Source organism: Brevundimonas sp. AVps7 (genome assembly GCF_058681545.1).
Genome location: NZ_CM178742.1, coordinates 2829859 through 2849062, shown reverse-complemented (window position 1 = coordinate 2849062; position 19204 = coordinate 2829859). Strand labels below are relative to the sequence as shown.

The window sequence follows — 19204 nt, the reverse complement described above, 5'->3', positions numbered from 1 at the left end:
GGAGCGTCGACGATAAAATCTCGTTCGACGCCCGGATTTCTGCTGTGACGGGCTTTTCGGGCCGTTTTTCGGGTTTGAGTGCGCCCTGGTCTGCGGCTGAGCTACAATCCCGACACTGCGGATTGCGGGGGCGCCGGCCGTCCCCATATGGCGGGGATGGCAACACTCTCTGTTCTCGATCTCGCGCCGGTGCCCGAGGGTTCCGACGTCTCCCGCGCCTTGGCGAATACGGTCGACCTCGCACGGCACGCGGAGCGGCTGGGCTACAATCGCTACTGGCTGGCGGAGCACCACAACATGGCCGGGATCGCCTCGGCCGCCACCTCGGTGGTGATCGGGGCGGTGGCGGGGGCGACGAAGACGATCCGCGTGGGCGCCGGCGGGGTCATGTTGCCCAACCACGCCCCTCTGGTGATCGCCGAGCAGTTCGGCACCCTGAATGCCCTCTATCCCGGCCGGATCGACCTGGGTCTGGGCCGCGCGCCGGGGTCGGATCAGGCCACGGCCCGCGCCCTGAGGCGGACCCTGCAGGGCTACGTCGACGGCTTCCCGCAGGACGTGATGGAGCTGATGCACTGGCTCGAGCCCGCATCGGATGACCAGCGTATCCGGGCCAACCCTGGCGAGGGGCAGGACATTCCGGTCTGGATCCTCGGCTCATCGACCTATGGCGCCCAGCTGGCCGCTCATCTGGGCCTGCCCTATGCCTTCGCCAGCCATTTCGCGCCGTCCGAGATGATGTCGGCCATACGCATCTATCGCGAGACCTTCCGCCCGTCGGCGCGGCTTGAGAAGCCGTATCTGATGCTGGGCTACAACGTCTTCGCCGCCGGGACGGACGAGGCCGCCCGGCTGCTGTTCAGCTCGGTCCAGCAGGCCTTCGTGAACCTGAGGAGCGGCCGTCCCGGCAAGCTGCCGCCGCCGAAGGCCGGATACGCCGAGAGCCTGAACGAAGGCGAGCGCGCGATGATCGCCCAGGCCCTGTCCTGTTCCGCCGTCGGGTCGCCCGGGACCGTGCGGGCTGCGATCGACGCCTTCACGGCGGCGACGGGCGCGGACGAGCTGATGATCACCAGCCAGATCTGGGACCACGACGCGCGGGTCCGCTCGCTGGAACTGCTGGCCGGGGCGATGGCGGACGGGCGGGCCGCAGCCTAGGTCGTCTCGGGCGTCTTCTTCTTCCGCGGCGCGCGGGGTTTGCGCGGCGGCTTGGCCGCAGTCGCAGCCGCAGCTTCGGTTTGGGCGGGCGGTCGGGGCTCCCCGGGTGGGTGAGCGGCCGCCGTCTTGGGCTCGGCGAGCGGCAGGGTGTCGGTCGGGGTCGTCAGCTTGAGTTTCGACGTCTCCCGCCAGGTCATCAGATCCTGCAGTTCCCGCCAGTCGATGCCCAGGCGGATCGCCGTCTGGATATCGTCTCCGGGCTCGCCGGGTTCCCGGCCGAGAAGCCGGCCCTTCAAATGACGACAGGTCGACAGGATGTTCGACGCCGCCTGCAACTCCGGGGGCGCTCCGGGAAAACGGCCGATGTCTTCGAGAGTCGCATATCGCCAGCCCTGTTCGGGAGGGCTGGCCAGAAGCATCGACCAGCGCGCCTCGGCGTCCACATGTTCGCCGAGGAAGACCCATCCGTCGGCCGAGGGGCCGCGCCGGTAGTGGCCCGGTTGGGTCGGGAGGTGGTGGTCGCTGTAAACCTGCAGGGCCAGCTTCTCGACCTTGGCCATGATCGGCAGACTGGCTGTCGAGGCCTTTCCTGCTCGTTCCCAGACATCCGCCGCCTGTGCGATCGCGGTCGAACCGGCGCCTCGACGCCGACGTCCGCCCCCAAACCAGGTTCGCCAGGAGGCCATCTGACTAGTTGCTGTTCAGCGTGCTCGTCACGGACAGGTCGTACACGACACGGCTGAACTGCTGGACGAGGCCGAAGAACTTGCCGACCTCTGCCGAGAGGGCGCGCGGAGCATAGATGATGTCGTTCGGCTGGATCAGGAAGCTGGAAGCTGTGAAGAAGCCCACGCCTTCTTCGAGGTTCAATCGATAGACCACCGGGACCCCCTTGGCAGTGACGGCCTGGGTCACTCCGAGCGCCTCGGCGACCTCGGGACGCTCGAAGCGGAATATAAGAACCGAGCGCGCGTTTGCGGCGCTGTCGTTCAGGCCACCCGACCGGCTGAGGGCGTCGGCCAGTGTGAGCTCGCCCGCAGGCATGTCCTGCTGGGTGACGGCGCCGAGAGCGCCGAACGAGGAGAAGCGGCGCGGCTGATAGGTCAGGTTGACCTGATCGCCGCTCTGCAAGCGGACGTTCTCCGAGAAGTCCGTGGTGACTGCGGTGAGAGGCGCGACAAAGGTCTGGTCGCCTCGCCGGATTCGAACCTCGACATCCTGAGACGGTCGGGCCGAACCGCCCGCGGCGGCGATAACGTCCAGAATGGTGTCGGCGTTGGTCGAGAGCGGCACACGACCCGGGTCCTTGACTTCGCCCAGCACGGTCACTGCGTTCGACACATTGGTCGCGATGGTGACACTGACCTGCGGGTTTCCGACCCGGCCTTGCAGGGCCCGACGAATAGCCGATTGAGCTTCGCTCGGCGTCAGTCCGGCGACCGCCACTCCGCCGGCGAAGGGCACGGCGACGGTTCCGTTGCGATCAACTGTCGAGATGGGGAGGTTCTGATTGCCCGATCGAACGCCTGACGAGGCGGGTCCCCCGCCGAAGAGGGAGCCGCTGGGTTCCATGATGGCGATCGCCAGTTGGTCGCCGATCCCTATGACGTCGACCGGAGCTGTGCTGGCCGCCCCGGCCAGAGAGCCGAAACGCTGACCTGTCACGGCCTTGATGCGTTCAGCCGCCGCATAGTCCAGATCGACGATCGCATAGTCGCGCGCTTCTTCCGCGCCACGCACGACTGCGCGGTTCGACGGACCGTCCCGCGGCAAGGTCGAGCAGCCGCCGAGAATGGCGACGATCAGGAGGGCGAGGATGGATCGCGTCATGGTGTCCGAACTCAGCAGTAGAGCGCCGTGATTACCGGCCTTTGACCTGGCGCGCCAGCGCAAGTCGTCGTCGTACAACGCGCCACGGCGTCAATCCGTCAAGCCGACCCGCCGCCCGACCTCGGAGAAATGCCGGTCCCACGTCGGGGGCGTGAATGACGCAGCCTTCGGCGGGTGTCGCGTGGCTTTTTCGAGGGCATCCAGCCAGCCGAGTCCGTCCAGCGGATCAATCAGCTGCGCGTCAGGCACCAGTTCGCGGTGAACCGGGATATCGGAGGCGATCAGAGGCACGCCGAGGGCGGACGCCTCCACTGCCGGCAGGTCGAAACCCTCGACCGAGGACGGGGCGACCAGGGCGCGCGCGCTGGCCATCAGGGTCGCGAGAGCCGAGTCGGGCAGGTCGGCGGCCTGATGCACCAGACCGCGCAGGGCGGGCGAGCGTTCCAGATGATCCAGCACCGCCTCGTTCTCCCAGCCGTAGCGACCGACCAGAACCAGCTGGGGCGCCGCATCGCCCATCCGCTCGTGCAGCCGCCGCCAGATGGTCAGCAGGAAGGCCAGGTTTTTGCGCGCCTCGATCGTACCGATGTGAACGAAATAGGGCCGGGGGGTCGCCGCGGTCAGAGGCGTCAGGAAGGTCGGCTCCAGCCCCAGATGCACGGCATGGATCGGCGGCGGCGTCACGCCTTCGCGAGCCGCGAAAGTGGCCAGCTCATCGGCCGTATAGCGCGAGTTGACGACGATCCGGGACGCGGTGTTCAGCGTGTTCAATACCCGCTCGCGATGCTTGTCGCGGTCGCCCGGCCGGCAGTACTCGGGGTGGGTGATGGGGATCAGGTCGTGCAGGAAGACGATCCGCTCGATGCCCCGATCGCGAAGTTCCGTCAGGACGCGAACATCGCCCAGCCCCGTGTGGCCCACGTTGAAATAGAGGGTGCTGTCCGGAAGCTTCTGGATCCACTGCGAGCGGAAGAACTGCTTCCAAACGCGCCGACGTCGTCCCGGCGTCCGTCCCGGATCGGTCGGCGGGGTCCCAATGACGGAGTCGGACGACTTCGAGTCGCCGCTGAGCGCGGTCATCAGCCGCATCTCGTCGTCTGTCAGGGAGCGTTCGAAGAAGGCGCCGGTCCAGCGGGATCGCATGGCGACCACGCATTTTCGGAACCAGGCCTCGTCGACGACGACCAGCTGGTCATTGCGGCTCCTGACGGGAGTGACCTGGACATCGGGCAGGGACAGCAGCCATTCCGCATAGGCCAGGCAGACGCGGTCCACCCCCGTCGGCGCGGTCCGTTCGACCCGGCTCAGCAGCCGGCTGGCGTCAAAGAGGACCGATCGCGTCACGACAGGCCGAGGCGGCCGTACATTGCGGACAGCCGTCCCTGATAGGCCTCGACCGAGAATTTCGCGGCCTGGACCAGGCCACGGCGCACAAGGTCGTCCCGCATGGCCTCGTCGGCGTCGAGGGCGCGCAGACCGCGCGTCATGGCCTGGACGTCATAGGGATCGACCATGACGGCCGCGTCGCCGGCGACTTCCGGCAGCGAACCGCCGGTGGAGGTCAGAACGGCGGTGGACAGGGCCATGGACTCCAGCACCGGCAGACCGAAGCCTTCATAAAGCGACGGGAACAGGGTCGCCTTGGCGCCGCGGATCAGGCTGATCAGCAGCGAGAAGGGCATGTATTCATAGCGTCGAATCCGTTGGGCGCTCGGCCCGCCGTCGCGCATGACCTGGTTCAGAAGGGCGGTCTCGCCTTCGTCCAGCCAGGCGCGACCGCCGACTATGACCAACGGTGTCTCCACGCCTGATGCCAGATAGGCCTCGACGATGCGGCCCAGGTTCTTCTTCGGTTCAATGGCGCCGAAGTGGAGGAAATACTCCTTCCAGCCGAGGTTGAAGACGCCCTCCAGTTCGATGGTCACATCGGCCTGGGTACGGCTGGTCAGGACTTCGGGCAGGTCCACCGCCTGATAGGTGTTGGTGACCCGATCCTCCGAGACGTCGAGCAGACGGATCACGTCCTGTCGCGTGGTTTCCGAAACCACCGCGATGTGGTCGGCGCGCCGGGCGATCATCTTGCACAGCGCCATATAGGTCGCCTTGTCATCCAGCGTCGTGTGCGGCAGGCGCAGAGGGATCAGGTCGTGGATCGTGTAGATGTTCGGCACGCCCCGCGCATACAGCGGCAAGGTGGCGGTCCATTGCATGGCGTCTGGTCGCTTGATCTCGCCCGAGGCTTCGAAATCGACCGGCGTCTCCTTGCCGTAGGCATTGAAGCAGCGATTGGAGACCTGAAACAGGTCCCGGGCCGCCCAGTAGGCGTTCGCTTCCGGCCGGCCGCCACGCGACGGCCAGACGACTTCGCCGCTGGGCGGGATCGGCCAGGCCGACTGCCCGAACCGGCTGGTGTAGGTGCGCAGAAATCGCTCGAACTTTTTGACTTTCGGACCCGGGCGCTCCGGATCGACCAGAGCGGCTTCGTTCACGACATTGCTGGACGAGCGCTTGGCGGCGGGCCCGTACAGAACCTGTCCGTCCATCCCGAGCCGGCCCAGGGTCGACAGCAGGTTGCGGCCGTATGTGGCGATGCCCGACCCCTTGGCCATGGCGATGTTGAACCCATCCACGCAGATCGTGGACCGTGATTTCGCAGACGAGGGGACGCCTGGCGCGTTCACCGGCGTCATGGGCGCGTCGCTCACGAAAACACTAGAAAGATCAGAGCGAAGGGACCGCTCGGCAACATCAGACGGCGTATCCAAATCCAGCCTTCGGCGTGGTTTTTCCGAACCGGCGGAAGCGTCGCGCGGCTGGCTTGCGGGGTAGACCCTTGCCCGGCAGGGGTCAACCGCAAGCGGCCCTGCTGTCAGGAGACGTAACCCGCCTGCATCAGTTCGGCGACATGGACGATGGCGACCGGTCGATCATCCTGGATCACGAACAGGTTCGAGATCTTGTTGGCTGTCAGCAGGTCGACCACGTCGCTCATCCGCTGGTCGGGCGTGACGGTGATCGGCGACTTGCTCATGATGTCGGCGGCGGTGATGCGGCTGATGTCCTGGGCGAAGGCGCGGCGGATGTCGCCATCGGTGATCATCCCGGCCAGGGATCCGTCGGAATCCAGCACGGCGACCGCGCCCTTGCGGCCCTCGGTGATACGGGCGACCAGGTCGGCGAAGACGGCGTCCAGCGGCACGGTCGGCGGCGGTGCATGATTGTCGCCCATCCATTCGCGCACGCTCTGCAGGCTCATGCCCAGGGATCCGCCCGGGTGGTGCATGCCGAAATCGGTGGCCGAGAAACCGCGTCGATCCATCAGCACCATGGCCAGGGCGTCGCCGAGCGCGAGGGTCATCAGGGTCGAGGTGGTGGGCGCCAGGCCGTTGGCGCAGGCTTCGGCCACGCTGGGCATGACCAGCGGAACCGCCGACATGCGGGCGAGGAACGACGACCCGCGCTGGGTCATGCCGATCACGGGAATGTCGTTGCGCTGGCAGAACAGCAGGGGATCGCGCAGTTCCCGGCTTTCGCCCGAACTCGAGATGGCCAGCAGGGTGGTGTCGCCGCGCAGCATGCCCAGGTCGCCGTGGCTCATCTCCGCCGGGTGAACGAAGAAGGCGTTGGTGCCGGTGGAGGCGAGGGTGGCGGCGATCTTGCCGCCGATGTGGCCGGACTTGCCCATGCCGGTGACCACGACATAGCCGGGTCGCGACAGGATGACGTCGCAGGCGCGCGCGATGCTGGAATCCACCGTCCGTTCCAGCGCCTGCAGGGCCTCGATGTTCAGCCGGATCACCTCGCGCGCGCGTGCCGTCATGGCGCCGACGGCTTCGGGCGGGGAGGCGGGGGCGTCGAGGGGCATGAGCCGTCTTTCTGATGCGGCGCCCTTCCAGCCTGCGCGTGCGCGCGGCGGGCGTCTGTCGTCGTCGTGGAGCGGAATTGCCCCATCCGGCGGGGTTTCACAATGGAGGGGCGGGGACGGCCTGAAGGTGGTGAGAGGTCATCGTAACGCAAGTTCAGACGGAAACCGGTCAACCTTTGCCGGACGGGCGCGTTGGGCATGCGGGGCCGTCAACTCGTTTGGATTTTCATGCTGTCAGATACCGGAACGCTCGCCGAAACCCTGCCCGCGCCCCCGGTGGCGCTGGCGCAGTCCCTTGCGCTGTTTCTTGATCTCGACGGCGTTCTGGCTCCGATGGCGCCAACGCCGGACGCCGTCGTGGCCGACCCGCGGCGTACTGCGGTCCTGACCCGGCTCGACCAGGTGCTGGACGGCCGTCTGGCGATCGTCAGTGGGCGGACCCTGGGCGAGATCGACCGGATCGCTGGCCGCGCCTCCCGTTCGGCCGCCGGCGTGCACGGGCTGGAACGGCGACGACGGGACGGCGCGGTGGATCGTGCCCCGGCCTCACCCGGCGTCGCACAGGCCCTGGCCGCCTTCCGGCGCTTCGCCGCCGACCGGCCGGGCGTCCTCGTCGAGGACAAGGGGATCTCGACCGGCCTCCACTATCGGCAGTCGCCCTCCAGCGCCGGCGAAGCCCTCGTCCTGGCGCGCGGTCTCGCCGAGACCACCGGCCTGACGCTCCAGCCCGGCCACATGGTGGTGGAGCTCCGGACTCCCGGCGCCGACAAGGGGGGAGCGGTTACGGCCTTCATGGCCGAGCCGCCGTTCTCAGGCGCCGTGCCCGTCATGCTGGGCGACGACCTGACCGACGAGGCGGGCTTCCGCGCGGCCGAGAGCCTCGGCGGCTTCGGCGTGCTGGTCGGTCCGTACCGGGCGACAGCGGCGCGCTATGGTCTGCGCGACGTTGCGGCCGTGATGGACTGGCTTGAGGCTGTCGCAGCGGAGGCGGAGCAATGACCATGGCCTCGCCCCTGCGTCCTTCGCTGGATCTCGCGCCCATCGGAAACTGCGCCCTCTCCGCCCTGATCGATCGCAACGGTCGATTTGTCTGGGCCTGCGCGCCGCGTGTCGACGGCGATCCGGTCTTTTCGGCCCTGATGAACGGCGAAACTCCCGAGCACGGCTTCTGGGAAATCGAGCTTGAGGGCCTGAAACATGTGAGCCAGGCCTATATCGACAACACACCGGTCCTGCGTACCGTCCTGACGGCGCATGACGGCGCGGCAGTGGAGATCATCGACTTCGCCCCCCGGCATCTGAAGCATTCCCGGACCTACCGGCCGCTGGCCTTCGCGCGGATCATCCGGCCGCTCAACGGAGCTCCGCGAATCCGCGTCCGTCTGAGACCTTCCGCCGACTGGGGCGCGCGTCGGGCGGACCTGACCTCGGGCTCCAACCACATCCGCTACCTGTGCACCGACGTCACCCTGAGGCTGACTACCGATTGTCCAGTCTCGCATGTGCTGGAGGAGCGGGTGTTCCGGCTGGAGCGGTCGCTGGCCTTCTTCCTCGGCCCGGACGAGGGCTACGACCAGGAGGTCGGGCCCGGCGTTTCGGCCACGCTGGATCGCACCGTCGCCTACTGGAAGGACTGGGTCCGCACCCTCTACATCCCGCTCGACTATCAGGAGGCGGTCATCCGGGCCGCGATCACGCTCAAGCTCTGCGCCTACGAGGAGACAGGCGCCATCGTCGCGGCCATGACCACCTCGGTGCCGGAGTTCCCCGAGAGCGGGCGGAACTGGGACTATCGCTACTGCTGGATCCGGGACGCCTACTACACGGTCCGGGCCCTGAACCGGCTCGGCGCCGTCGACATGCTGGAGAACTACCTCGTCTATCTGAGGAACCTCGTGGACTCGTCCGCCGGCGGCCACGTCCAGCCCGTCTATGGCGTGGGACTGGAAGAGGACATCGACGAGCGGATCGTCACGTCTGTCGAAGGCTATCGCGGTATGACGCCCGTCCGGGTCGGCAACCAGGCGCGCGAGCATTTGCAACACGACGTCTACGGACAGATCGTCCTGCCGTTGGTCCAGTCCTTCTACGATCAGCGCCTGCTGCGGCCGGGCTCGATCGACGACTTCCATGCCCTGGAGAAGGTCGGCGAACGGGCCTTCGCCATGCATGATCAGGTCGATGCGGGCCTGTGGGAATTCCGGACGATCGCCAGGGTGCACACCTATTCCTCGGTCATGTGCTGGGCTGCCTGCGACCGGTTGGGCAAGGCGGCGGACCACCTGGGCCTTGATCTGCAGGCCGTGGTGTGGCGCGAGCGGGCGCAGACGATCCGGGAACGGATCGAGGCGGAGACCTTCATTCCGGAGGAGGGGCGGTTCGGCGCCTCGTTTGGCGGGACGGAGCTGGACGCATCTCTGCTTCAGCTGGTCGACCTCGGCTTCCTGGCCCCGGACGATCCACGCCAGGTCGCCACGTTCAACGCCATCGAGCGCGACCTGAAAAAGGGGCCGTACCTGTTCCGCTATGTGATCCCGGACGACTTCGGCGAGCCGGAGACGGCGTTCAACTTCTGCACCTTCTGGTTCATCGAGGCGCTGCACCAGAACGGGCGGGACGAAGAGGCCCGCGAGATTTTCGAACAGATGCTGGCGCGACGAACGCACGCGGGTCTGCTGAGCGAGGACATATCGCTCGGCGACAACGAACTGTGGGGCAATTATCCGCAGACCTATTCGCTGGTCGGCATCATCAACTGCGCCATCCTGCTCAGCCGTTCGTGGACGGACGTTCGCTGAATTCGGTACGGATTTCAGGCGCCAGAGCGTCAACCCGGAGGCGATCACGATGTTGCGTTGCAGCTAAACTCAAGCGTTGGCGTTTGAGGCGGCATGTCTCGTCTGATCGTTGTTTCCAACCGGGTGTCGGCGCCGACCGACCCGGCCGCCGGGTCCGCCGGCGGCCTCGCCATGGCCCTGTCCGCCGCGCTTCGAAAATATGATGGTCTGTGGTTCGGCTGGTCGGGTGAGACGACCGAACACTTCACCGGCGAACTCAACTATGAGGACCGCGCCGGCGTCACCGTCGCCCTCGTGGATCTGGAAGCCCAGGACGTCGAGGAATACTACAACGGCTACGCCAACAAGACCCTGTGGCCCCTGTTCCACCACCGTGTCGATCTGACCGCCTACGAGCGGTCTTATGGCGAGGGCTACGAGCGGGTGAACCGGCGGTTCGCCGAGGTGCTGGCCCCCCTGCTCGAGCCCGACGACGTCATCTGGATCCACGACTATCACCTGATCCCGATGGCGCGGGATCTGCGGCGGCTGGGCATCAGGAACCGGATCGGCTTCTTCCTGCATACGCCCTGGCCGGCGAGGCAGTTGCTGGTGACCCTTCCGCACCACCGGCGGCTGGTGGAGAGCCTGTTCGCCTACGACCTGATCGGCTTCCAGACCCAGGAATGGCTGGATCTGTTCCGCGACTATGTAATCTCTGAGGCGAGAGGCGAACTGTCCGGATACGGCGGGCTTGAAGCCTTCGATCGCCGGGTTCAGATCGGCGTCTTCCCGATCGGCATCGACGTCCAGGGATTCGTCGATGCCCGCAATTCGCGAGAGGGAAACCGCACCTACGACCGAATGGCGGCATCCTCCGCCTTCCGCTCGATGATGGTCGGCGTGGACCGGCTCGACTACTCCAAGGGGCTTGAGGAACGGATGCTCGGCTACGAGCAGTTCCTGCAGGACAATGCCGACATGCGCGGCGACGTCTTCCTGGTGCAGGTGACGCCGATCAGCCGCGACGACGTGGACACCTATCAGGACATCCGCGCCCGGCTGGACGCCCTGGCCGGCCGGATCAACGGCGAGTTCGCCGACATGGACTGGCAGCCGATCCGCTATCTGAATCGCTCCTATCGGCGGGATCAGCTGGCGGGCATCTATCGCGCCGCCAAGGTCTGTCTGGTGACGCCGCTGCGCGACGGCATGAACCTCGTCGCCAAGGAATATGTCGCCGCCCAGAACCCGGACGATCCCGGCGTCCTCATCCTGTCCCGGTTCGCCGGGGCGGCTGAACAGATGGGCGAGGCCCTGCTGGTCAATCCGTTCAGTCGTGAGGAAGTGGCCGACGCGATCAAGAAGGCCCTGACCATGCCGCTGACCGAGCGGATCCGGAAATGGACGGCGCTGATGCAGGTGGTGCGCGACACCGACGTCGGCATCTGGCGCGACAGTTTCGTTGGAGCGCTCAACGCGGTGGAGATCGTCGGCGACGGCGACGCGCCCTTCCATCAGGGCCACGCCGACGCCGCCTGATCGGCTTCAGGCCGCCGCGCTGCGCACGATCTCGCCGTCCCTCGCCATCGCGCGCTGATACGCCGGTCGGATCTGGATACGCGCCAGATAGTCGTCGATCAGCGGGCTGTCCGGCAGATGCTCCCGGCCCCAGCCCATGGAGGCGCCGATCATCACGTCAGCGACCGTGAACTGGTCACCCATCAGATAGGGGCCCACCCACAGGGCCTCCAGAATCCGCGCCATCGCCGCCTCATAGCGTTCCAGTGCGAAGGGATCACGCTCGGTCGCGCCGGTGATCTTGCCCCACATCGCCGGCTCCATCTCCCCCGCGGCCCAGCAGATCCAGGTCAGCAGCGGCCCGCGATGCGGCGAGTTCTGCGGGAAGCCCAGCCCGGCCTCCGGGTGCAGGCCGGTCAGATAGAGGGCGACCGCCGCCGATTCCGTGATCAGCGACCCGTCGTGGATCAGGGCCGGGACCTTACCGTCCGGATGCGGGTTCTTCGGATCGGGCGCGCCGCTTCCGTCCATCATGCGGCGGATGTCGCAATACTCGATCCGGCAGTCGGCCCCCAGCTCCTCAATCAGCCAGACCAGGCGCGACGAACGCGATTGCGGGGCGTGAAAAAGCGTCAGCATAGAGGTCTCTCCCATCCGCCTCGGCGATCTGCCTCGGCCCTGACAGATTGACTACCGCCACCCTGCTGCCAGCATGCTGTCAGCATCGGTACGCCAGGGTTCCATTCATGAGACGCGCCGACCGCCTGTTCCAGATCGTCCAGCTCCTGCGGCGGAGCTCCCAGCCGGTGACGGCGGAGTCTATTGCGGTGGAGCTGGAGACGTCGAAACGCAGCGTCTATCGCGACATCGCCGCCCTGATGGGCCAACGGGTGCCGATCCGGGGCGAGGCGGGCATCGGCTATGTGCTGGACAGCGGCTTCGACATGCCGCCCCTGATGCTGACCTCCGACGAAGTGGAGGCGGCTGTTCTCGGCGCCCAGTGGGTGGCGGGCAGGGGAGACGCGGCCCTGGCGCGCGCCGCCCGCGACCTGATCGCCAAGATCGCCTCGACCGTGCCCGAAAGGCTGCGGCCGGTGGTGCTGGAGCCGGCCCTGGGCGCACCCAGGAGCTGGAACGTCCTGCCCGAGACCCTCGACATGGCCGCCATGCGCGGGGCCATTCACGCGGCCCGCAAGGTGGCCCTCCACTATAAGGATGAGAAGGAGGTCGAGACCCGGCGCACCATCTGGCCGTTCCAGGTGGCCTATCGCGAGACCACCCGCATCATCATCGCCTGGTGCGAGACCCGTGACGACTTCCGCATGTTCCGGACCGACCGTGTGCTGGTCGCCGAGGTTCTGGACGAACGCTATCCGGCCCGGCCCGCGGCGCTACGCGCGCGCTGGCGGGCCTATCTGCGGGATCAGTACGGCGTCGAGGAGCACTGACCCCGACGCCGCCGAAGCCTGGCCTGGTAGATTTCGAACAGTCCCGCCGCGCAGCCCGAAACGCTCGCGTTCCGGGCCACTCCAGATGGATCGCGGCTTTCGGGCGTCCTCAGTAGATTTCGAACAGCCCGGCCGCGCAGCCCGAAACGCTCGCGTTTCGGGCCACTCCAGATGGGGCGCGGCTTTCGGGCGTCCTCAGTAGATTTCGAACAGCCCGGCCGCGCCCTGGCCGCCGCCGATGCACATGGTGACGACGCCGTACCTGGCGCCCCGACGCTTGCCCTCGATCAGGACGTGGCCGGTCATCCGTGCGCCCGACATGCCGTAGGGGTGGCCGATCGAGATGGCGCCGCCCGAGACGTTCAGGCGATCCATCGGGATGCCCAGGGTGTCGGCGCAGTACAGGACCTGGACGGCGAAGGCCTCGTTCAGTTCCCAGATGCCGATGTCGTCCATGGTCAGGCCGTGACGCTTCAGCAGCTTGGGCACCGCATAGACCGGGCCGATGCCCATTTCATCCGGCTCGCAACCGGCGACGACCATGCCGCGATAGGCGCCGAGCGGCTGCAGGCCGTGACGCACAGCCTCGCCGGCCTCCATGATGACCGAGGCGGAGGCGCCGTCGGACAGCTGGGACGCATTGCCTGCGGTGATGAACTCGCCCTGCTGGATTTCCTCGCCGCCACCGAAGACGGGCTTCAGCGACTTCAGGCCTTCCAGGGTCGTGTCAGCGCGGTTGCCCTCGTCCTTCGACAGGGTGATTTCCCGGGCCGAGGCCTGACCGGTCGCCTTGTCGACGACCTGCATGGTCGTGGTCATGGGCACGATCTCGGCATCGAAACGGCCGGCCTCTTGGGCGGCGGCCGTGCGCTGCTGCGATTGCAGGGCGTACTCGTCCTGGCGATCCCGGGAGATGCCGTAACGGCGCGACACCACCTCGGCCGTCTCCAGCATCGACATATAGATGTGGGGCGAGAGCTTCAGCAGCGCCTCGTCTTTCATCCGGTACAGGTTCATGTGCTGGTTCTGGACCAGGGAGATCGACTCCAGCCCGCCGCCGACGGCGACCTTTTGCTGGTCGAACACCACCTGTTTGGCCGCCGTGGCGATGCCCATCAGGCCCGAGGCGCACTGGCGGTCGATGGTCATGCCGGCCACGGTCGAAGGCAGGCCGGCCGCGAGGGCGATCTGGCGCGCGACGTTCTGGCTGGTCGATCCCTGCTGCAGGGCCGCGCCCATCACGACGTCCTCGACCTCGGCCGGGTCGATCCCGGCGCGGGCGACAGCGTGCTTCACGGCATGGGCGCCGAGTTGTTGCGCCTGGGTGTCGTTGAAGGCGCCCCGATAGGCCCTTCCGATCGGGGTTCTGGCCGTCGAGACGATTACCGCTTCACGCATTGTTCTCTCCCTGGTGGTCGATTTTGGCGACCTTGGCGATCTTGTTGGCCGACTTGACCAGATTTCTGGTCGGTTTGACGATCCGTTTGTTGATCGGATTATTGATAAGTCTGGCGGGTCAGGTGTGGGCGTTCTGGGCTTTGGTGAGTTCGATCATGCCCTGGGCGGCGCCCATCTCCGGCACGATCTCGCCGGTGCGATCCGAGATGGCCTCGAATTGGGCGTCGACCTGTTCCGGGGCGTCCTCGCCGACGATCCGCACGCCCTGGGTCAGTGTGACATAGGCTCGCTCGAAGCCGCCGGCGCCGGCGCCGAGGATGCAGCGGGTCGGCGCATCCTGGCTGACCAGATACAGAAGGCCGGGCGACACCAGCTCCGGTCCCAGCGCCTCCAGCGGCAGGCGACCCGCCAGATCCTCGGTCATGCGGGTGTGGGCCGTCGGGGCCAGGCAGTTGACCCGGATGTCGTTCTTTGCCCCCTCGATGGCCAGGGTCTGCATGAAGCCGACCAGGGCCATCTTGGCCGCGCCGTAGTTGGCCTGGCCGAAATTGCCGTACAGGCCCGACGACGAGGTGGTCATGACGATGCGGCCATAGTTCCGGTCACGCATGCCGTCCCACACCGCTTTCGTGCAGTTCACCGCGCCCATGACGTGCACGTCCATGACGAAGCGGAAATCCTCGATCTCCATCTTGGCGAACGACTTGTCCCGCAGGACGCCCGCGTTGTTCACCAGAATGTCGACCGAACCCCAGCGCGCCGTGGCCTCGGCCACCATCGCCTGCACGGCCTCGTAGTCGGTCACCGATGCGCCGTTGGCCATGGCCTCGCCGCCCGCCGCCTCGATCTCGGCCACAACGGCCTGGGCCGGGCTGGTGGAGGATCCGACGCCGTCGCGCGCCACGCCCAGATCGTTGACCACCACCCTGGCGCCTCGCGCCGCCAGGGCCAGGGCGTGCTCGCGCCCGAGACCTCCGCCCGCGCCCGTCACGATCGCCACCTTGCCGTCGAATCGCATCGCCATGACTGCCTCCCTTATCGTTGTTCACCCTGTTATCAGGATGAGGCCGCTCGCCAAGGGGGGGATATGTGTTGAAACGGCGCCACAGTCGCCGTATTGCGAACCGAAATAAGGAACTCCGGGCCAACTCTGCCGTTCGGCCCGGTGAGTGTCACGTGTAAGCGTGGCCTTTGGACATTCAACGATATGAGGACTGACATGAAGCTGAAACTTCTCGCCAGCGTCGCAGCCGCGGGGCTTTTCGCCGCTGGTGCTGCTTCGGCTGAGCCGGACGGCTGGTACGGCGCGATCGACGCCGGTTACCACAAGATCGACGACATCAACGTGGAAGCGTCCGGCAACGGCGTGAACTGGCAAGCTGAAGTGAACGACGGCTGGGCCGCGTTCGCTCGCCTGGGCTACCGGTTCAACCCGAACTGGCGCGTCGAGCTCGAAGGCGGTTACCGCTCGGGCGACATCGGCCGCATCCGCCACTCGACGGGTTCGGTTCCGTCGGGCGTGTGTAACTTCACGCCGGCCACGGGCCCCTGCTTCTCGCCGGAAGGCGACATCGAATCCACCACGCTCATGGCCAATGTCATCTATGACATCGGCGGCGAGTACTGGGGCGTTCGTCCGTTCGTCGGCCTGGGCGTCGGCGTCAACCGCGTCAACACCGAGTTCGTGGGCACGATCCGCGGCCAGCGCACGGTCTCGATCGCGGCTGACGACAGCTCGACCAAGTTCGCGGCTCAAGCCCTGGCTGGCCTGAGCTACGCCATCGGCGACCGCGCCAACATCGACCTGACGTACCGTTATCTGACGGGCGACATGGAGTTCCGTACCTTCACGAACTCGACCGCCGCGGTGAACAACTACGGCACGTTCGAAGGCGACTACGACGAGAGCCACACGGTGACCCTGGGTCTGCGTTACGCCTTCGGCGCTGACGAAGCCCCGCCGCCGCCGCCTCCCCCGCCGCCGCCCCCGCCGCCTCCCCCGCCCCCGCCGCCGCCTCCGCCGCCTCCCCCGCCGCCGCCTCCGCCGGCTCCGGTCGCGCGCGAGTTCGTGGTGTACTTCGACTGGGATCGTTCGGACCTGACGGCCGAAGCCCGCTCGGTGGTGACGCAGGCCGCCAACTACGCCAAGTCGGGTCGTCCGACGCGCGTGCTGGTCGTCGGCTACGCCGACACCTCCGGCTCGGCCGCCTACAACGTGGGTCTGTCGAACCGTCGCTCGCGCACCGTGGCTGACGCCCTGGTCGCTCAAGGCGTCGCCGGCGGCGTCATCGCTCTCGACGGCAAGGGTGAAACCAACCTGGCCCGTCCGACCGCCGACGGCGTTCGCGAGCCTCTGAACCGTCGCGCCACCATCGGCATCAACTTCTAGGACGCCTGACGAGGGTCCCGATCCCCGCAAGGGATCGGGACCCGATCAGACTGAAACAGAAGACGTCGGGGGGCGTCGGTGCAACAGGAAGGGCGACCTTCCCGATGACGACCTTTCCCGCTGATGATCCTATGATGGTCCGCCGGTTCTCCCTTTCAGGAGGCCGGCGGTTTCGCGTTTCCGGGAGGCGTTGCCCGAAAGTCTCGCTTCAAGCGCCACGGCCCGCGCCACGGCCTTTTCGAGCCCCTTCATCGGGATCGGAAGGCATGGAACTCGTCCGATGTCGCTGGAAGATTTCGTGAAATTTCGAACACGTCACTCGCTTTTTTGGACAAGTCGGTTGATCCGCGCGACGAGGCCAGCGACAAAGGCGGCCATGTCAGAGTTCCGACCCTCTCGTCCGGTCTTCGACGGAACCACGCCGCCCCTGGGTGGCGGCGGGTCCGGGTCGGGGCGCCGGATCGACGGCAGGGCCTCCAGCGTTTCATCCCGTCCCGAAGACTTCGCGTGAGCTGGTCCTGACTATGGCGGACGTTCGCATCACTCCCAGACACGCCTCGGGCGACAATCGCCATCCCGCGCCGGTGCGGGGTTCCGCGCGCGTCGTGGAGACCACTCCGGTCGCGGCTGTCGCGGCCGCCGTGCAAACGCCGTCCGCGCCCGGCGCGCGCCCGCGCCCCGGCCAGTCCCTCGCCGGACGCCGGTTCCTGATCGTGACGGCGCCGTTCGGTCCGTTCGGCCGGACGCTGGCCGAGCAGTTGACGTCCGAGGGCGCCTCGGTCGCCAGAATGCTGTTCAACGCCGGGGACGCGGCCTACTGGCGCCGTTCCGGGGCCCAACCCTACACCGGCGACGTGCGCCGCTGGCCCGCCCGGCTGGCCAAGCTGGTGCAGGATCAGGGCCTGACCGACCTGATCGTGTTCGGCGAGGGCGGCCCCTACAATCAGGGCGTCCTGTCCCAGGCCGGAAAGCTCAAGGCCGCCACAGCGCTGGAACCGGACCGGATCCATCCGCTGCGCGTCTGGGTGCTGGAGAACGGCTATTTCCGTCCCGACTGGATCACGGTCGAGGAAAACGGCGTCAACGCCTCGTCCGGGCTGCCGCGCGAGCGTGCGGCCTACGACCCGCCGATCCCCGAGATGCTGCCCACGCGTCCGGTGGGAAAGATCCTGCCGCACCACGTCATCAACATAAGCCTGTACCACGCCGCCCAGCCGCTGGGCCGGCTGGTGTTCCGCCGCTACGTCTATCCTTACACCCAGTCGCCCTGGCTGCAGTTCGTGGGCCACGTCAGGCGCTATCTGTCGCTGACCTTCCGTTCCAAGGCCGAGAGCGACGCCCAGGTCATCCGCGCGCGGGGCCCCTTCTTCCTGGCCTGCCTGCAGCGCGAGGGTGACGCCCAGTTGCTGCGGTACTCGCATTACGCTGACAACACGGCCTTCCTGGCGGAGGTCCTGTCCTCGTTCGCCAAAAATTCGGATCCCGACACCCGTCTGGTGATCAAGAACCATCCGCTGGATCCCGGTCTGGTCGATCTGGCGCGCATGACCCATGTGCTGGCGGTCGAGCGCGGCATCGCCGACCGGGTCGATTTCATCGACGGCGGCAACCTGGCCGCCCTGTGCCGGGCCTCATCGGGGATGGTGGTCAACAATTCCTCGGCGGCCCTGTCGGCCCTTGGGTTCTCCACCCCGGTCAAGGTGCTGGGCGAGGCCTTCTTCGACATCGACGGCCTGACCGACCAGCAGCCCATCGACGGCTTCTGGACCGCCCCCTCTCCCCCCGAGGATGACCTGTACAAGCGGTTCAAGGCCCACGTGATCAACCGCACCCAGGTCAACGGCAACTATCACGAGCCCAAGGCGCTGAAGCCCACGGCCAAGGCTCTCGCCCGCCGGTTCGCTGCGGCGCGCTGATCCTGCAGCTCGGAACCGCAGAAAGACTGCATTCCCGAACCGCCGAAACCGCAGACATCGCAGCCAAGGCCGCTGACCCAGCAATCGCGCCTGACAGATGGGGCGACTTGTATCCGGATGCGGTGTTCCAGCGTAGCTGAGGGTAGTCGCCTGATCAGAAGGCGGTGTCTGGAGGTTTCCATGTCCGTTCTTTCCCGGTTGGCCGTGATCGTCGCGATCAGCATCGCGGCCTGTTCCCAGGGCGAACCCGCCGCGAGCGCCCCGACGGTGCAGAGCGGTCCGGACAGCGGTCGGCGCGAGGTCGCCCTGTTCGCTGGCGGCTGCTTCTGGTCGACCGAAGCGAACTTCGAACACATGCCGGGCGTGGTCTCGGCGGTCTCGGGCTTCGCAGGCGGGACCGTGGCCAATCCCGGCTACGAACAGGTCGTGCGGGGCGGCACGGGCCACCTTGAGGCGGTCCAGGTCACCTATGACCCGGCGCGGATCACCTATCGCCAGCTCGTGGATCGGTTCTGGCGCACCATCGACCCTACGGACCCCGACGGACAGTTCTGCGATCAGGGCGCGTCTTACGCCACGGCCGTCTTCGCGACAGCCGCGCAGCGGCCCATCGCTGAGGCCTCGCGGGCGGCGGCCGCGGCCGTCATTGGAGAGCGCCGCTTCGTGACCCCCGTGCGAAACGCAGCCCGCTTCTGGCCGGCGGAAAGTTATCACCAGGATTTCGCGCGCCTGAATCCCGTGCGGTATGGAGGTTACAGTCGCTTCTGCGGCCGGGAAGCGCGACTGCGGGCTGTCTGGGGTGCCTGAGTCTTTCGGGATTCGGGGGTGTGGCGCCACGGTCACCCCCGGTCGCTGTCACACCAGTGTCACACGACTGTCGTCGATGGTTCCGAGACCGACCG

Annotated in this window: 16 protein-coding genes; 8 read left to right on the top strand and 8 right to left on the bottom strand. The window is 67.1% G+C overall.

The genetic code is table 11. The annotated features are described in order from the left end of the window. The first annotated feature begins 156 nt into the window (after positions 1-156). Positions 157-1158: an LLM class flavin-dependent oxidoreductase gene (locus ACW17Y_RS14195; RefSeq protein WP_492036328.1), complete on the top strand. Its 1002-nt coding sequence runs from the start codon at positions 157-159 to the stop codon at positions 1156-1158. Here the strand turns inward: ACW17Y_RS14195 and ACW17Y_RS14190 are convergent. The 5 genes from ACW17Y_RS14190 to ACW17Y_RS14170 form a co-directional block, all read right to left on the bottom strand. Next, a complete protein-coding gene (locus ACW17Y_RS14190; protein WP_492036327.1) occupies positions 1155-1844 on the bottom strand; it encodes a hypothetical protein in 690 nt (229 codons plus the stop codon). The two genes, ACW17Y_RS14195 and ACW17Y_RS14190, sit on opposite strands and share 4 nt — an antisense overlap. A 4-nt stretch (positions 1845-1848) precedes the next feature. After that, positions 1849-2988 carry a polysaccharide biosynthesis/export family protein gene (locus ACW17Y_RS14185; RefSeq protein ID WP_492036326.1) on the bottom strand — a complete coding sequence of 380 codons (1140 nt, stop codon included), beginning with the start codon at positions 2986-2988 and terminating at the stop codon, positions 1849-1851. A 90-nt stretch (positions 2989-3078) separates the two neighbouring features. Continuing rightward, positions 3079-4332 carry a glycosyltransferase family 4 protein gene (locus ACW17Y_RS14180; protein WP_492036325.1) on the bottom strand — a complete coding sequence of 418 codons (1254 nt, stop codon included), beginning with the start codon at positions 4330-4332 and terminating at the stop codon, positions 3079-3081. Then, positions 4329-5693, bottom strand: a complete 1365-nt coding sequence (locus ACW17Y_RS14175) for a glycosyltransferase family 4 protein (protein ID WP_492036324.1) — start codon at positions 5691-5693, stop codon at positions 4329-4331. The genes ACW17Y_RS14180 and ACW17Y_RS14175 overlap by 4 nt, the downstream gene beginning before the upstream one ends. 164 nt (positions 5694-5857) lie before the next feature. After that, complete coding sequence (locus ACW17Y_RS14170; protein ID WP_492036323.1) at positions 5858-6853, bottom strand: KpsF/GutQ family sugar-phosphate isomerase; 996 nt, start codon at positions 6851-6853, stop codon at positions 5858-5860. A 228-nt stretch (positions 6854-7081) separates the two neighbouring features. Here ACW17Y_RS14170 and otsB point away from each other — a divergent pair, with 228 nt between their 5' ends. From otsB to ACW17Y_RS14155, 3 genes are all read left to right on the top strand, one after another. Further along, positions 7082-7852, top strand: coding sequence for a trehalose-phosphatase (otsB, locus tag ACW17Y_RS14165; protein WP_492036322.1), 771 nt, complete (start codon positions 7082-7084; stop codon positions 7850-7852). After that, positions 7849-9651, top strand: a complete 1803-nt coding sequence (locus tag ACW17Y_RS14160) for a glycoside hydrolase family 15 protein (RefSeq protein ID WP_492036321.1) — start codon at positions 7849-7851, stop codon at positions 9649-9651. Before otsB ends, ACW17Y_RS14160 begins: the two co-directional genes overlap by 4 nt. Before the next feature lie 93 nt (positions 9652-9744). Further along, the gene (locus tag ACW17Y_RS14155; RefSeq protein ID WP_492036320.1) at positions 9745-11172 is read left to right on the top strand and encodes an alpha,alpha-trehalose-phosphate synthase (UDP-forming); all 1428 of its coding nucleotides are present in this window, start codon (positions 9745-9747) and stop codon (positions 11170-11172) included. A gap of 6 nt (positions 11173-11178) precedes the next feature. On the opposite strand, the gene ACW17Y_RS14150 is transcribed toward ACW17Y_RS14155, so the two are convergent. Further along, the gene (locus tag ACW17Y_RS14150; protein ID WP_492036319.1) at positions 11179-11790 is read right to left on the bottom strand and encodes a glutathione S-transferase family protein; all 612 of its coding nucleotides are present in this window, start codon (positions 11788-11790) and stop codon (positions 11179-11181) included. Between the two features lie 107 nt (positions 11791-11897). Here ACW17Y_RS14150 and ACW17Y_RS14145 point away from each other — a divergent pair, with 107 nt between their 5' ends. Then, entirely contained in the window at positions 11898-12599 is a 702-nt protein-coding gene (locus ACW17Y_RS14145) for a helix-turn-helix transcriptional regulator (RefSeq protein ID WP_492036318.1), read from the top strand. 195 nt (positions 12600-12794) lie between these two features. Here ACW17Y_RS14145 and ACW17Y_RS14140 read toward each other — a convergent pair whose 3' ends face one another. Together ACW17Y_RS14140 and ACW17Y_RS14135 are read right to left on the bottom strand one after the other, a co-directional pair. Then, complete coding sequence (locus ACW17Y_RS14140; RefSeq protein ID WP_492036317.1) at positions 12795-13997, bottom strand: acetyl-CoA C-acyltransferase; 1203 nt, start codon at positions 13995-13997, stop codon at positions 12795-12797. 118 nt (positions 13998-14115) lie between these two features. Further along, the gene (locus ACW17Y_RS14135; protein ID WP_492036316.1) at positions 14116-15021 is read right to left on the bottom strand and encodes an SDR family NAD(P)-dependent oxidoreductase; all 906 of its coding nucleotides are present in this window, start codon (positions 15019-15021) and stop codon (positions 14116-14118) included. A gap of 195 nt (positions 15022-15216) precedes the next feature. Between ACW17Y_RS14135 and ACW17Y_RS14130 the strand changes: the two genes are divergently transcribed. The 3 genes from ACW17Y_RS14130 to msrA all read left to right on the top strand — a co-directional run bounded on the left by ACW17Y_RS14130 (position 15217) and on the right by msrA (position 19109). Continuing rightward, positions 15217-16386 (top strand): OmpA family protein, encoded by a 1170-nt coding sequence (locus ACW17Y_RS14130; RefSeq protein WP_492036315.1) that lies wholly within the window; start codon positions 15217-15219, stop codon positions 16384-16386. 524 nt (positions 16387-16910) lie between these two features. Then, entirely contained in the window at positions 16911-18302 is a 1392-nt protein-coding gene (locus ACW17Y_RS14125) for a capsular polysaccharide export protein, LipB/KpsS family (protein WP_492036314.1), read from the top strand. Positions 18303-18482: 180 nt separating this feature from the next. Beyond that, positions 18483-19109, top strand: coding sequence for a peptide-methionine (S)-S-oxide reductase MsrA (gene msrA / locus ACW17Y_RS14120; RefSeq protein WP_492036313.1), 627 nt, complete (start codon positions 18483-18485; stop codon positions 19107-19109). Positions 19110-19204: the final 95 nt, after the last annotated feature.

What these genes read in the sequence shown, in the direction of transcription:
- msrA (WP_492036313.1), top strand. Translation starts at nt 18,483, where the DNA reads ATGTCCGTTCTTTCCCGGTTGGCCGTGATCGTCGCGATCAGCATCGCG.
- otsB (WP_492036322.1), top strand. Translation starts at nt 7,082, where the DNA reads ATGCTGTCAGATACCGGAACGCTCGCCGAAACCCTGCCCGCGCCCCCG.
- ACW17Y_RS14150 (WP_492036319.1), bottom strand. Translation starts at nt 11,790, where the DNA reads ATGCTGACGCTTTTTCACGCCCCGCAATCGCGTTCGTCGCGCCTGGTC.
- ACW17Y_RS14185 (WP_492036326.1), bottom strand. Translation starts at nt 2,988, where the DNA reads ATGACGCGATCCATCCTCGCCCTCCTGATCGTCGCCATTCTCGGCGGC.
- ACW17Y_RS14190 (WP_492036327.1), bottom strand. Translation starts at nt 1,844, where the DNA reads ATGGCCTCCTGGCGAACCTGGTTTGGGGGCGGACGTCGGCGTCGAGGC.
- ACW17Y_RS14125 (WP_492036314.1), top strand. Translation starts at nt 16,911, where the DNA reads ATGGCGGACGTTCGCATCACTCCCAGACACGCCTCGGGCGACAATCGC.
- ACW17Y_RS14135 (WP_492036316.1), bottom strand. Translation starts at nt 15,021, where the DNA reads ATGGCGATGCGATTCGACGGCAAGGTGGCGATCGTGACGGGCGCGGGC.
- ACW17Y_RS14145 (WP_492036318.1), top strand. Translation starts at nt 11,898, where the DNA reads ATGAGACGCGCCGACCGCCTGTTCCAGATCGTCCAGCTCCTGCGGCGG.
- ACW17Y_RS14140 (WP_492036317.1), bottom strand. Translation starts at nt 13,997, where the DNA reads ATGCGTGAAGCGGTAATCGTCTCGACGGCCAGAACCCCGATCGGAAGG.
- ACW17Y_RS14160 (WP_492036321.1), top strand. Translation starts at nt 7,849, where the DNA reads ATGACCATGGCCTCGCCCCTGCGTCCTTCGCTGGATCTCGCGCCCATC.
- ACW17Y_RS14170 (WP_492036323.1), bottom strand. Translation starts at nt 6,853, where the DNA reads ATGCCCCTCGACGCCCCCGCCTCCCCGCCCGAAGCCGTCGGCGCCATG.
- ACW17Y_RS14130 (WP_492036315.1), top strand. Translation starts at nt 15,217, where the DNA reads ATGAAGCTGAAACTTCTCGCCAGCGTCGCAGCCGCGGGGCTTTTCGCC.
- ACW17Y_RS14155 (WP_492036320.1), top strand. Translation starts at nt 9,745, where the DNA reads ATGTCTCGTCTGATCGTTGTTTCCAACCGGGTGTCGGCGCCGACCGAC.
- ACW17Y_RS14195 (WP_492036328.1), top strand. Translation starts at nt 157, where the DNA reads ATGGCAACACTCTCTGTTCTCGATCTCGCGCCGGTGCCCGAGGGTTCC.